Here is a 12,848-nt window from a genome sequence, read left to right on the forward strand (position 1 = left end):
CGCCGGTGTAGTTGAATTCGCGCATGCCGAGGAAGGTGAAATTGTCGTCGCGCAGCCATTCGAGGAAGGCGATCGCCTCGGTGACATGGGCCTTGTCGAGCGGCACTGGCGAGTAGCGGAATTCCGAGATCGCCTGGTCGAGGCGGGCGAGCATCGGCTTCCAGTCTGTGACGGCGGCCCGCACTTGGCCGAGCAGCTTGGTCAGGCGTGCGGCCAGACCTTCAGCCTGCTCGGCCGAAAGGCGGCCGATATGGACATGAATGACGCTCAGCCGGTCATGGCTGTGGTCGCCCTTGGCATAACCCCCGTCGCCGAGGATTTCCTCGACGCCGTTTTTGCCGTGCCTGACGACTATGACCGGGTGGGTAACCAGCAGCGGCTCGCCCGCGCTCTCGGTGATTTCGCCGAGGACGGAATCAAACAGGAACGGCATGTTGTCGTTGACGACGGTGATCACCGTCATCGGCCGGCCCTGGCGGACGACACCGGAATCGACGTCTATGGCAACGACGCAGTCGTCCTTCTTGTGCCTGGCCACTGCGCGGCCGGCGAGTTCGGCAGCGCGTTCGAGATCGATGACGTCGTAGGCGGCGACATCTTCGGCCGGAGCTCGGGCCAGCAGGTAGTCGGCAAGCCTGCCGGGGGCCTCCGCTATCTTGCAGTTACTTTCGTCATCTGGTCTGATCCCGGCCGTTCCACCCCTTTTTGATTGCGCGGCGACTCTTAGGCGAGTCATGACACCAACCCATCGCGACATATGCTTTTGTGCTGACAATCACAGGAGATGACGAGCATATCTGGGCGATAGCTTAAAAACGCGATAATCGTCGGGAGTAGGCGAAAAGGCATAATCTACGAACGGTAAAAATCGCGGGCATAGGGCAGAAGTGCCTCCCCCAGCATCATTCCGGATTGCTCGGCTTCGGTAAGCGGGCGCTGCATATGAGCAGACAATTTTTCAAGCACATCCCGCTGATCAATCCCAGTGAAAACACCATCTTTATAGACGACCTTGCCATTTACCATGACCAACTGAATATCTCGCGGCGTTGCGCGTCGGATCAACGCATCAAGAACTGGTGTATTATCGTCAAGATAAGGATATGATATCCTATCCCAGTCGAATGTGACCAGATCTGCGCAGCAACCAACCTTCAAAGAGCCAAGATTTTCTCCGAACGGTGTCGTGCGGGCGCCGCCTATTGTGGCCATGGTGAGCACTTCAGCTGGGGTCGGTACGTCGCTCGTATCCATCCCTTGCTTGCGGTGTGCGTTCAGAACCAACCGCATTTCTTGGAGCATATCTCGATTGTCGTTGATGCCCGCTTCATCCACACCCAGAGCGATATTGATGCCTCTCGATCGGAACTCGTTCACAGGGGCAATACCGCTTCGCAAACGAAAATTCGAGCTACAGTTGTGACATAGGTGGGTTCCGGAATCGGCAATCAGATCAAGATCGCTTTCGGTCGTCCATACGCCATGCCCGATTGTAACACGGGAGCCTGCAATTCCAAGCGAGGCGACATGTTCGAAAGCTGAACGACCTGTTCGTTTGAGACCATAATCCTTCTGATATTTCGTTTCCAGCAAATGGATATGGATCGGCACGTCATACTTTTCCGAAACGTCGGCGAACTTACGAAGAGTGCCGTCCGAGCACCAATGTAAGTTGGCAGGAGCTAGTTGCAGTTCAACAAGTCGGGCCCCCGAGTAATCCGCTCTCAGTGTGTGGAAAAGTTCGATGTACTCGTCGACAGACGCTTCAAACCGAGACAAATGCCAATTGGTCTTCGACTGAAGCTCTTCTGGGAGCGAAGCCACAAACGCGGCATCGTCCCCGTAGACGAGACGGTTCTGATCGCGCACCGAAAAACTCAACGAAACGCGCATTCCGACATCTTGATAAGCGCGTAAGATCTCGCGGGCCGCAGCCTCTGATTGCTGAATGGAGCCGATGGTGCCTGCACGAATATGCTGCACGGTTGTGACCCCGGACGCGAGCATTTCAAAAGCGGAGTATAGGGTGTCCAGATATGGGTCGACATATCTGGCGCGCAGCCGATGGATAAGCCAGAGCTCCAACGGCAAATCCGGTGATCCAAGCTGGGTCGGAGTCAGGCCTACGTGATGGTGGCCATTGATGAAACCAGGCAATACGATACTGCGGTCAGAACCTACGACCGGCGCATCAGGATGCGCCGCCAGGATGGCCGAATACGCGCCGATGTCTTCGACAATACCATCTCGCTGAAAGATAGCACCATTTTCAAGAGCGGCCCAGCGACCATCCGGACCGGGTACAGTAAACAGATGCGAACCGCGAATGATCGAAGTTTGGCTCATAACTCCCCCGTCAGTTGCGATGAACTGCGATCATATCTCAGGGAAAAATTCGCGTCCGACTGCCTCTATCAGCGCGCCGGTGCGCACAAGTTTCAGCGCGGCGGCAATATCAGGAGCTTGGCGCCTGTCTTCATCCAGATGAGCAACGACGGAGCGAAGGGTAGCTCGCGCTCGCTCGAGTGGCTGCGAACACGTCAACGGTTTGTGGAAATCGCAAGCCTGTCCGGCAGTCATGAGTTCGATCGCCACGATCGCTTGTGTATTTTGAGCCATCGGAAGCAGCCGTCTTGCACCATGCGTTGCCATCGACACATGATCTTCCTGATTAGCCGAGGTGGGGATGGTATCTATGACCGCTGGCGTCGCCTTCTGCTTGTTTTCGGAAGTGAGAGCCGCCGCCGTTATCTGACCCATCATTAACCCGGAATTTAGGCCTGCATCTTCCGTCAAGAACGGAGGAAGGCCCGACAGGGATGTATCAAGCAGCAGGCTGCTCCTGCGTTCAGACATTGAGCCGATCTCAACAGCGACAAGGGCAAGGTGATCAGCAGCGAACGCAACAGGTTCTGCATGGAAGTTGCCGCCCGAAAGCACTTCGCCATTACTGAATATCAAAGGGTTATCTGACACGCTCTGTGCTTCGATTGCGAGGATGCCGCCAGCGTGGCGCATCGCATCGAGGCAAGCTCCCATGACCTGCGGCATACACCTCAAGCAGTATGGATCCTGCACCTTGCTATAGTCGCCACGGCTCTCCCGGATCGCCGAACCGGCCATGAGGAAGCGATAGGTTTTCGCGACGTCAATCTGCCCCGGATGAGGACGAAGAGCATGAATGCGGGCATCGAACGGTACGTCCGTCCCCTTTGCGCCATCCAGCGACAACGCACCAGTAACCAGGGCGGAGTGAAATGCCCGCTCGATCTCGAACAGTCCGGCAAGCGCCAACCCCGTAGACACCTGTGTGCCGTTGAGAAGAGCCAGACCTTCCTTCGGCGAGAGCGCTAGTGGCTCGATACCGTTTTCTAGTAGAACGCCCATGGCTGGCACGTTTTTTCCATCGACTAGAAATTCGCCTTCGCCCATCATTGCCGCAACGAAATGTGCCAAAGGAGCAAGGTCGCCTGAGGCACCGACAGACCCCTGCGCCGGTACTGCGGGCGTCAGTCCAAGCGCGACAATCTTTTCGATCATCTGCAGGGTGGCGAGCTTTGCACCGGATGCGCCATGTGAAAGGCTGGCAATCTTGAGCGCGCCAATTAGTCGGACAATCTGAGGGGCGAGGTAATCACCAACGCCAACAGAATGGGAAAGTACCAGGTTTCGCTGAAGTCGCGCGAGGCTGTCGTCGGAAATCCGCACCGAGGCCAGCTTTCCAAAGCCTGTGTTAATACCGTAAACTGGCGCGCCAGCTTGGATAATCGCGTCAACCGCGGCTGCGCCAGCAGCTATAATGGTGTGAGCACCTCTATCGAGCGTAAACGGCTGACCCCAGTAGATGTCACGCCAATCCGCAAGGACATTTTTACCTGGTGAAATCGTGACAGGCATCAAAGTCGAAATCCCTCTTATCTATGATTGCCGCATCATACCTAGTGCGGGCGCTGATTTGCGTAGTCGTATCTCCACAGGAAGTTTCACAATCGGGAACGTTTTTGAAATTTTGATTTGATAGATGAACCTAGCGGAATCGGAGCCTGGCCATGTCAACAAGCACGCAAGGTATACCCCCGCTTCACGATGTGGATATTCGCCTACTGCGGATATTCAAATCAGTGGTTGAATGTAAGGGATTTTCCGCGGCGGAAGAGACTCTTGGCGTCGGCCGCTCGACGATCAGTAAACATGTCGCCGATCTGGAGGACCGACTTAACATCCGCCTTTGCGAGCGCGGGCGCTCTGGCTTCACCGTCACTCCCCACGGCCAAATCGTATATGAAGCAACGATAGAGCTTTTGGACTCGCTGGATCATTTTCGTTCTCGCGTCGCGCTGGCGAAAGGACGATTGTCGGGTTCGATAAATCTTTGGGTGATGGACAATACCCAGCTCGAACGTGGCAACCCGCTGGCGGCTGCTCTAAAAGCGTTCAAACGCCGGCCCGGGAGTGCGACAATCAACGTAAATACGGCTGGTCCAGAGGCGGTCGAGGATGCTGTGTTTAACCGGCAGGCGAACGTGGGCGTCACCATCGCCAACAGCGATATGCCAGGACTAACCTATCGCGCCGTCGGAGTGGAGACGAACGCACTCTATTGCTCCACAGATCACGACTTAGCTCGCTCTCTCGATGGAAAGCGAATCGACGACGCGCTACTTAATAAATGCGATTTTGCGACGAGAGGTTATCTTCGTAGTGTTCCGACAATCCGAGGACGCCATTGGACTTCGACAGCCGTTGCCTTTCACGTTGAAGCGACGCTCCAACTCATCCTTAGTGGCCAGTATATTGGCATACTCCCGGATCATATTGCCCATCCATGGGTGGTAAATGGTCGTGTTTTGAAATTGCCCATGCCTGAGGCTGAGGACAGCACGACCATATCTCTTGTCTTTCGAACGAAGTCTAAGAGCCTTCCCGTGGTAACCGCCATGGCGGAAGACATTGCGGAAGCCTATCGTCATGCCCGAAATCAGCAGTAGCGGCACGGAGGGATCGCGCGCCGCTACGACTTGGTTCAGACCGGACCAAACGTCGCCTCGGACTTCCACCACAAGGGTATCCTGATAGCCTCGTCGGTCAACGGACCCTCTCCAAGCGCGACCTTCTTTGCCATGGGATACCCAGCCTGGGCATGACGCACCACGCCGATCCCGGAGTCTGTCGTTAGGCATGCTTCTAGCCGCAGAGCTGCTTCATCCGTGCCGTCTGCAATCATTGTGACCCCGGTGTGGGCGGAGATGCCCATGGTGCCATTCGCCTGGATCGCCACCAAATCAGCCATGGCGGCAACATTAAGCAAAGCGTTGATGTAGGGCCAATCGGAGATTGCGTCGGAGCCGTCTATCATCCCTTCGGTTTCAAAAGCGGGATTGGCAATCGATCCACAATCGAGATTGTCTCGCGAGAATGCTACTGGCCCTAACAGTTCGCCGGAGCGTAACAGTTCGTTTGCCGCGAGCCCGAAAGCCTTCCGCTGTCCGAAGCCCAAGAAGCAGATCCGGGCCGGGAGACCTTCGAGGGGCAGTTTGCTTGCCCTCGGTATCCAGCGCTGAACGAGTTGGTCATCCGGAAAGAGCTCGAGCGCAAGTCGGTCGAGCCGGATCTGGTCGCTTTTCTCGCCCGATATACAGGTCCACCGGAATGGTCCTCGCCCTTGGAAGAACAATGGTCGCACATAGCGCGCGATGCAGCCTGGAAAACGAAACGCCTCTTCTTTGGACATACCGGCGTCGACGCATTCCTTACGGATGAACGTCCCGTATTCAAAGACGACAGACCCACGATCCATCAGAGTGTTCAGCGACTTCACCATTCTGAGCATTGTTGCCCGCGACCGAGCAAGGTATGCCTCCGGATTATCGGTACGCAGAGCTACGGCGTCTTTCGGAGCGAGGCCTGAGGGAACAAGAGCGTATGGATCATGGCACGGGCACATCTCTGTCACGATGTCAGGCTTCCACTCGAGCGAGACAGTTTCTTCCAATGCTTCACACATGTTGCCAGCAACCAAGATGCTGAGGGCGCGGCGCGCTCTCTTGGCTTCCTCTGCCAAGGCTATGGCCTCTTTCAGCGAGCCTGCACGCATGTCTGCGTACCCTGCGGCAATCCGTTGGTCGATTATCTCCTCTCGCACTTCCACACAGACGGTAACACCGCCGTGCATCGCCATGGCGAAAGGTTGTGATCGTCCCATGCCACCTAGACCTGCAGTAAAGAAGATACGACCAGCCAGATCCCCGCCAAAATGCTCATCGGCTACCAGAGCGAGCGTCTCGAAGGTGCCCTCGACAACTCCCTGACTTCCAATGTATTGCCAAGGCCCTGCCGTGTATGACGAATATGTCGTGAGGTTCTTGGCCATCAAACCGTAGAACATAGGCCAATCAGCTTTAATGACGTTGGTGTTGCCCATCACCACTCTGGGGGCCATCCGGTGCGTTTTGAATATTGCCACTGGCATCCCAGCTTGAACTGCAAGTGTTTCATCGTTCTCCAGATTCTTCAACGCGCCGACTATTGCATGATAGCTTTCCCAGTTTCTGGCTGCCTTCCCAATACCGCCGTAAACAACAAGGTCTTCGGCGCGCTCAGCGTTTTCCAGATTGTTCTCAAGCATCCGAAGAATGGATTCCTGTCGCCAGCCCTTGCAACGAAGTACACTACCTCTCTGGGCTTTCACTGATCGGAGGATTGGTGCTGCATTGGTGTTCAACATTTTGAATCCTGGGGCTTTATTTATGATTGTCGTCTAGAATGAGGATGGCGCCGAGAAGTGTCTGCGCGCCCCGTGCCAATTGGTCGGCTGAAGCGAATTCTTCTGGACAGTGGCTTCGGCCGTCGAGACATGGAATGAAAACCATTCCGGATGGTGCGAACAACGCCACGTGGGCGGCGTCGTGACCTGCACCGCTTGGCATCGATCGGTATCTGAATTTGTGGGAGGCCGCCGCGTCGCAAAATGCGATCTGCACGGTCGGGTCCATTTCGATGGGTTCGCTTTTGCCAATTATACTGGAGACAACATCCAAGTTCCGCTCGGAAGCAATCGTTGTTGCATACCATTGAGCCCAACTGGCGAACCGTTGGAGTTGCTCGCTTGAACTCGATCGAATCTCGAGTGTGAAGTCTACCTGGCCCGGAACAACGTTAGAGGCATTTGGCCCTACCTCGAGCTTTCCAACTGTGGCGACCATTGCGGGGCTTTCCTCAAGAGCACGTCTCTCGAACCCGACGATCATGGCCGACGCTGCGACCATCGCATCCTTGCGCATACCCATAGGTGTAGTGCCTGCGTGATCGGGGCGCCCCAATACCTCGAATGCAATGCGCGTGATACCGACGATTGCAGTGACCACACCGACGTCGTCCCCGGCGTTTTCCAAGACACGACCTTGCTCAATATGCAATTCTAAGAATGCTTTGATGCCCCCCCTAACGCGAACGGGGCTGCCAAGCTTCTTTGGGTCGCCGCCCATCAAGGCGATGCCCTCTGCAAGCGTTGTTCCGTCAGCGGCTTTGTAAGACAGCTGTGCGGCCGTGAGTTCGCCTGCCATTGCACGACTGCCGACGCAGGAAAGGCCATATTTGTTGGGTTCTTCTGCGAGGAAATCGATCACCTCGAACGGGTGTCTGAGTTTGTGACCGGCGTCGCGCAGAGCGCTGGCTGCCTCAAGCGCCACGATGACCCCTGCAGCACCGTCAAAACGTCCGCCTGCCGGAACCGTATCACTGTGCGATCCCGATGCCAGAGTCGGAAGTTGATCCAACAATCCCGGAAGGCGGCCGATCAGATTGCCGCCTGCGTCGATATCAACGGCCATCCCCATCAAACACATCTCGTCCGCAAGCCAGCCGCGGGCGGCTAGATGGCGCTCCGAAAATGCAGTTCTCGACCATGGCTTGTCAGGATCGGTGAACGTCGAAAGTTTGTTGATGCGATTTTGAATTCGTTCCGAGTTGACAGTTGGCACTCGAAGTTCTTGGCGGGTTTTCATTGAAATCTCACCACGCAGAGGGCTTTAAAAAGCGCCCTGCCCCCGCCTCATTGAGGACCCTTTCTCCGTTCCAAATGAGTTCGCCACGCAGATAGGTTTGCTTGATCTGCGGCAGTGGCATTTCATCATACAGGCTCCAGTCCGAGACGGTCTGCGAGTTCGCAACGCGCCACGGTTCGAGCGTGGGATCGATGATGCTGAAGTCCGCGTCACAGCCTGCTCGGAGAGCACCTTTGCTTGCGAGCCGAAAATGCCGTGCCGGGTTTAGAGAAAGTACTCGGGCGGCGACTGCAAGATCCACATCTCGGTCCATACATCCCTTGATCAAAGCAGGGACCAGGACTTCGAGTGAGGGCCCACCCGCAGAATTTGCAAGCATGTCTGGATTGCTCTTGCGCTCCAATGACCACGCCACGTGGTCTGTCGAAACTATATCGACAGCGCCTGAAGCCAGAAATTTCCAGAGCCGCTCCTTCTCCGGCAACGCTCGTATAGGAGGATTGCCTTTCGCAAGACCTTCCTTCTGGCTAACAGTGTTGTCTTCGTCAAACATTAGGTAGTGAATGCAGACCTCAACTGAGGAGTCGTAACCCTGCCGCTTGTACGATTCGCAGATTTCTATGCCGCGACCGAGAGAGCAGTGCACGACATGAGCTCGGCAACCGGTAAACGCGCCGATCTCGTAAATTTCGGCGATAGCCAGCAATTCGGAAAGCGGCGTATGAGTTTCACCGTGGACAAGATAATCGGTTCGCCCTGAAGCCTTCATTTTCGCAATCAGCGTCTTGACGATTTCCTCATTTTCATTATGGACGCCCGACGCCAGTCCCGATTTTGCGACTTCCGCGAAAGCCTGGGACATCAGTAGCGGTGGTATGCGCGGGAAGCGCTCGGGATCGGTGCCAAAGGTCGAAAACTTGAACGCGCAGACCCCGGCCTCGACCTGTTCGGCAATTTTGCTCACCCCATCGGCGGGCCGTATCGTCCCGTAGAGTGCGACATCGACATGAGCCTGTTTCGCGATGTCTGCTGCTTTGATTTCAACGCTCTCGCAATCACAAACGAGCAGACCTTCATCATATGGCATATCGACGATGGTCGTAACGCCACCTGCGGCTGCAGCCCTCGTTGAAAACTTGAAATCTTCCCGATTTTTTTGGCTCCGTGAGTGGACCTGGGCGTCGACGGCACCGGGAAATACAAGAGCGTCGTCGAGAATTACTCGTTCGCGGGCAGCGCCTGGATCGTTGACCCCCGTACCAACGACTTTGCCCGCAGCCACACTCAAATAGCCGCCGCGCACCACTCCGGTCGGAGTTACCAGGTTACCCCGCACGACCAAATCTAGCATTTAGAACTCCGCTTCTTTCTTCAGTGCTATGAATGGAGCGGCTCGCCCTGACTGTCGGCGTCTGGTTTTGCACCTAATGTTGGGTAATTCGGCAACCGGCTCCACGCCTTTGCTATGCTAGGCGTTGGCTGATGCCGTGCCATTGATCGCAGTCCTAGCGGTCATTCGATGACAGCCACAGAAAACGCAATAATCCGCTGTGTCCTAAACAGAATATGGCGACGAAGAAGCCGATAGGTATGTCAATGAAAAATGACGCAGATGATTGCTACTGCCCGATCGATGAATTGAACGCCTTCATATCAGCTGCGTTCATGGAAATTGGCATGGCAAATACAGATGCCGATTTTATGACGAGTGTCATATTGACTTCAGAGATTTCGGGGCATGAGTGTCACGGCCTCCGTCGCTTTCCTGAATACATCAACCGCGCCCGGAATGGCCTCTGCAATCCTACTGCGAGGCTCACCCTAGAGAAAGACAGTGGAGCAATTGTCGTCGCCAACGGGCGGCAGGCGTTTGGCAACATCGTGATGCGTGATGCTACTGAAATAGCTATCGCTCGGGCCAAGGCACATGGCGTTGCCGTAATAGCTGTCAGGAGCTCGGATTCAGGCGGACGTCTTGCCGACTACTGCGAACGCGCTGCAGATGCAGGGGTAGTTACCATATTCCTTGCAAACGAATCTGGCGGAGGCCAGCAAGTTGCACCACCGGGCGGTCTCGAAGCTCGCATGTCGACGAATCCTATTGCTTTTGGCGTGCCTCGTGCGAGTAGACCGCACCTTGTTCTCGATATGTCCACAAGTACAGTCGCCTTCGGTCGCTTGAGCGAAACAATTGATCGTGGAGAGGCCCCCCCGGCCGAATGGGTTAATAGCGCGGGCATTCTGCGGCACTTCGGAGGCTATAAGGGGTTTGGGCTAGCCGTAATTGTGGAGGCGCTCGCGGGGGCGCTAACCGGCGGGGGTACCCCTACAAAGGATCCTTCGACAGACGACCAGGCGTTCCTGCTAATCTCTGTCAATGTCGAACACTTTAGGGCGATCGAGGAGTTTACCGGCGAGCTCGAGCGTTTCGTATCTTACGTTAAGGACGTCCCACTAGAGACCGGGGCTAAGGGCGTTCGAATGCCTGGCGAGGGAGCATTAATCGGCTCAAGCGGTAAAGACCCAAGGGGTATTCTGGTGCGCCCCCATGTGCTTCGGCGCATTAGGGACGCAGTAAGGGGATTCCCACTTGTGTTGCCCCCTTCAATGCAATGATGCGGGCGATCCTGTTGACGGTAGTCGACCATTAATCACCTGGCTGGGGCGACATTGATAAAATCACCCGCGAGGCAGCTTCTAGGTAGAACCAAACCTAATCCAGTGGGAGATTGGCGGTTAGGCTGGCACCTCTGGTGCGCTGGTTGTGGTCGGCCAGCTCATCCGGGATAGTCGGGGCTGATGGGCGCGCAAAGACCATCAGGCGAGCCCTCCACGCAGTAGCGCACATCTTGACCGATACAAACGACGACCATGTCGCGCGCGTGCAGAGCTCATCATTTGCACACTTTCATCTCGACCGCTACGTTTCTCCACCTAGCCCATTTCCAGCCCGCGGTCATATTCTGAAGGACCTCATGACATCCGATAACAAAGCGCGTGAACATTTCGCCATCGATCTCGCGCAGCGCGCCGGCGAGCTCGGCCTGAAGTATTTTCGCGACCTCGACAGCCTCGCCATCCAGAGCAAAGGTCATCAGGACATGGTTTCGCAGGCCGACCGCGAGGTCGAGCTATTCATCCGCGCGGCAATGAAAGCCGCCTACCCGACCGATGGAATTGTCGGCGAGGAGCATGCCTCGGTCGCCGGATCGACCGGGCATGTCTGGGTCATCGACCCGATCGACGGCACTGCGAATTTCGTGCGCGGCATTCCGGCTTGGTGCGTGGTCATTGCCTGCGCCAAGGACGGCGACACTGTCGTGGGTGTCATCCACGAGCCCTCTACGGGCGAAACGTTCCATTGCCGAAAGGGCGGCGGCGCCTTTCTCAACGGTAAGCCGATCAGGGCAAGCGCGGCCACCAGCCTGACCGACGGCTCGTTGGGCACCGGCTTCTCCAACCGCGCCGAAATGCAGAACGTCGCAACGCTCATCGGATTGCTGTTTTCAAAGGGCGGCGTGTTTTTCCGTAACGCATCCGGCGCGCTGATGCTCGCCTATGCGGCCGCCGGAAGGCTGCTCGGCTATGTCGAAGAGCATATGAACGCCTGGGACTGCCTGGCAGGCATGCTGCTGATGGAAGAAGCCGGCGGCACGATAGTCAAGCCCGACCCAAAGACGGTGCTGGAAAACGGCGCGCTGGTGATTTGCGCCGGCAGCGGCGTGTTCGCCCAGATCCGCCAACTCTGCATGCAATCCTTCAAGCTTTGATCAGAACCGGTCCGCGCCCTGGAAAGCCGACGCCGATGCTGTCGCCTGCCTGAAACGGCGCATCGATATCGTGCGATATTGCAAATACTTGGCCGTGCGGTGTGCCGATGATCAGTTCGAGATGGCTACCGACATAGGTGACCTTTTCGAGCCTGCCGGCGATCGTCTGCGGCGTGCCGGCAGGCCCGATCTCGATGCGGCTCGGACGGACCGCCAGCTTCGCCGGGCCGGCCAGCTGGCGTCGCGCCGGCAGTTTCAAGGCAAGCGAACCCAGCCGGACGGTGGCTTCATCGCCTTCTACTGAAACCACCTCGCAATCGAGGATGTTGGCTTCCCCGATAAAGTCGGCAACGAACGCATTGGCCGGCGCGTCGTAGAGTTCGCGTGGCGTGCCGTCCTGTGCGACCACTGCCTTGTTCATGACTATGATGCGGTCCGAAACCGCCAGCGCCTCTTCCTGGTCGTGCGTGACATAGACCACAGTCAGCCCGAGCTTTATCTGGATCTCCCTGATTTCCTCGCGCACGTGCCGGCGCAGTTTGGCGTCGAGGTTGGAGAGGGGCTCGTCGAACAGCAGCACTTGCGGTTCGAGCACCAGCGCGCGCGCAACCGCCACGCGCTGCTGCTGGCCGCCTGACAGTTCGCTGGGCAGGCGCGCCTCGAAACCGGTCAGGCCGACCAGTGCCAATCCAGCGCGGGCGCGGGAGGCGGCCTCCTTCTTGTCATGGCCGGAGAAGCGTAAACCATAGGAGACGTTTTCAATCACCGTCATATGCGGGAACAGTGCATAGGACTGAAAAACCATAGACACGTCGCGGTCGGTGGCCGGCAAACGCGTCACGTCGGCGCCGCCGATCAGGATACGGCCGCTGGACGGCATTTCCAGGCCGGCGATCATGCGCAGAGTCGTCGTCTTGCCGCACCCGGAAGGTCCGAGAAGCGTCACCAGCTTTCCGGCTTCTATCGCAAGCGAGATGTCGTTCACCGCTGGCGTGCTCGCGCCCGGATAGGTCTTGCTGACATGCTCGAAAGTCACAGAGGCGGCATTGCCGCGAATTTCAGCCATCACCCGGCT

General features: G+C 56.7%; 9 protein-coding genes and 1 pseudogene. 3 read left to right on the forward strand and 7 right to left on the reverse strand.

Annotated features, from left to right (window positions below; genetic code table 11):
- The 3 genes and pseudogenes from NMG46_RS28660 to hutH all read right to left on the reverse strand — a co-directional run.
- Positions 1 to 736: pseudogene (locus NMG46_RS28660) on the reverse strand (NAD-glutamate dehydrogenase domain-containing protein); the annotation flags it as partial.
- 116 nt (positions 737 to 852) lie between these two features.
- Positions 853 to 2,346, reverse strand: coding sequence for an amidohydrolase family protein (locus NMG46_RS28665; protein ID WP_254820667.1), 1,494 nt, complete (start codon positions 2,344 to 2,346; stop codon positions 853 to 855).
- 30 nt (positions 2,347 to 2,376) lie between these two features.
- Positions 2,377 to 3,900 carry a histidine ammonia-lyase gene (gene hutH, locus NMG46_RS28670; RefSeq protein WP_254820668.1) on the reverse strand — a complete coding sequence of 508 codons (1,524 nt, stop codon included), beginning with the start codon at positions 3,898 to 3,900 and terminating at the stop codon, positions 2,377 to 2,379.
- Between the two features lie 149 nt (positions 3,901 to 4,049).
- On the opposite strand from hutH, the gene NMG46_RS28675 reads away from it, so the two are divergent.
- Positions 4,050 to 4,988 (forward strand): LysR family transcriptional regulator, encoded by a 939-nt coding sequence (locus tag NMG46_RS28675; RefSeq protein WP_254820669.1) that lies wholly within the window; start codon positions 4,050 to 4,052, stop codon positions 4,986 to 4,988.
- Between the two features lie 35 nt (positions 4,989 to 5,023).
- Here the strand turns inward: NMG46_RS28675 and NMG46_RS28680 are convergent, their stop codons facing one another.
- Genes NMG46_RS28680 through NMG46_RS28690 form a run of 3 tightly spaced genes read right to left on the reverse strand, consistent with a single transcriptional unit; the run spans position 5,024 to position 9,354 of the window.
- Complete coding sequence (locus tag NMG46_RS28680) at positions 5,024 to 6,724, reverse strand: urocanate hydratase (protein ID WP_254820670.1); 1,701 nt, start codon at positions 6,722 to 6,724, stop codon at positions 5,024 to 5,026.
- A gap of 16 nt (positions 6,725 to 6,740) precedes the next feature.
- Positions 6,741 to 8,003, reverse strand: coding sequence for a Zn-dependent hydrolase (locus tag NMG46_RS28685; RefSeq protein ID WP_254820671.1), 1,263 nt, complete (start codon positions 8,001 to 8,003; stop codon positions 6,741 to 6,743).
- Between the two features lie 7 nt (positions 8,004 to 8,010).
- Positions 8,011 to 9,354 (reverse strand): dihydroorotase family protein, encoded by a 1,344-nt coding sequence (locus NMG46_RS28690; protein ID WP_254820672.1) that lies wholly within the window; start codon positions 9,352 to 9,354, stop codon positions 8,011 to 8,013.
- Between the two features lie 245 nt (positions 9,355 to 9,599).
- On the opposite strand from NMG46_RS28690, the gene NMG46_RS28695 reads away from it, so the two are divergent.
- Both NMG46_RS28695 and NMG46_RS28700 read left to right on the forward strand, forming a co-directional pair.
- Positions 9,600 to 10,619 carry an Ldh family oxidoreductase gene (locus tag NMG46_RS28695; protein WP_254820673.1) on the forward strand — a complete coding sequence of 340 codons (1,020 nt, stop codon included), beginning with the start codon at positions 9,600 to 9,602 and terminating at the stop codon, positions 10,617 to 10,619.
- 359 nt (positions 10,620 to 10,978) lie between these two features.
- Entirely contained in the window at positions 10,979 to 11,773 is a 795-nt protein-coding gene (locus tag NMG46_RS28700; RefSeq protein WP_254820674.1) for an inositol monophosphatase family protein, read from the forward strand.
- Here the strand turns inward: NMG46_RS28700 and NMG46_RS28705 are convergent.
- Complete coding sequence (locus NMG46_RS28705) at positions 11,763 to 12,839, reverse strand: ABC transporter ATP-binding protein (RefSeq protein WP_254820675.1); 1,077 nt, start codon at positions 12,837 to 12,839, stop codon at positions 11,763 to 11,765. The genes NMG46_RS28700 and NMG46_RS28705 overlap by 11 nt on opposite strands.
- Between the last annotated feature and the right edge of the window lie 9 nt (positions 12,840 to 12,848).

The sequence above is a fragment of the Mesorhizobium sp. LMG 17147 genome (genome assembly GCF_024297145.1).
GTDB lineage: Bacteria > Pseudomonadota > Alphaproteobacteria > Rhizobiales > Rhizobiaceae > Mesorhizobium.

Coding starts and splice junctions, on each gene's coding strand:
- NMG46_RS28690 (WP_254820672.1), bottom strand. CDS start 9,354: ATGCTAGATTTGGTCGTGCGGGGTAACCTGGTAACTCCGACCGGAGTG.
- NMG46_RS28685 (WP_254820671.1), bottom strand. CDS start 8,003: ATGAAAACCCGCCAAGAACTTCGAGTGCCAACTGTCAACTCGGAACGA.
- NMG46_RS28680 (WP_254820670.1), bottom strand. CDS start 6,724: ATGTTGAACACCAATGCAGCACCAATCCTCCGATCAGTGAAAGCCCAG.
- NMG46_RS28675 (WP_254820669.1), top strand. CDS start 4,050: ATGTCAACAAGCACGCAAGGTATACCCCCGCTTCACGATGTGGATATT.
- NMG46_RS28700 (WP_254820674.1), top strand. CDS start 10,979: ATGACATCCGATAACAAAGCGCGTGAACATTTCGCCATCGATCTCGCG.
- NMG46_RS28665 (WP_254820667.1), bottom strand. CDS start 2,346: ATGAGCCAAACTTCGATCATTCGCGGTTCGCATCTGTTTACTGTACCC.
- NMG46_RS28705 (WP_254820675.1), bottom strand. CDS start 12,839: ATGGCTGAAATTCGCGGCAATGCCGCCTCTGTGACTTTCGAGCATGTC.
- NMG46_RS28695 (WP_254820673.1), top strand. CDS start 9,600: ATGAAAAATGACGCAGATGATTGCTACTGCCCGATCGATGAATTGAAC.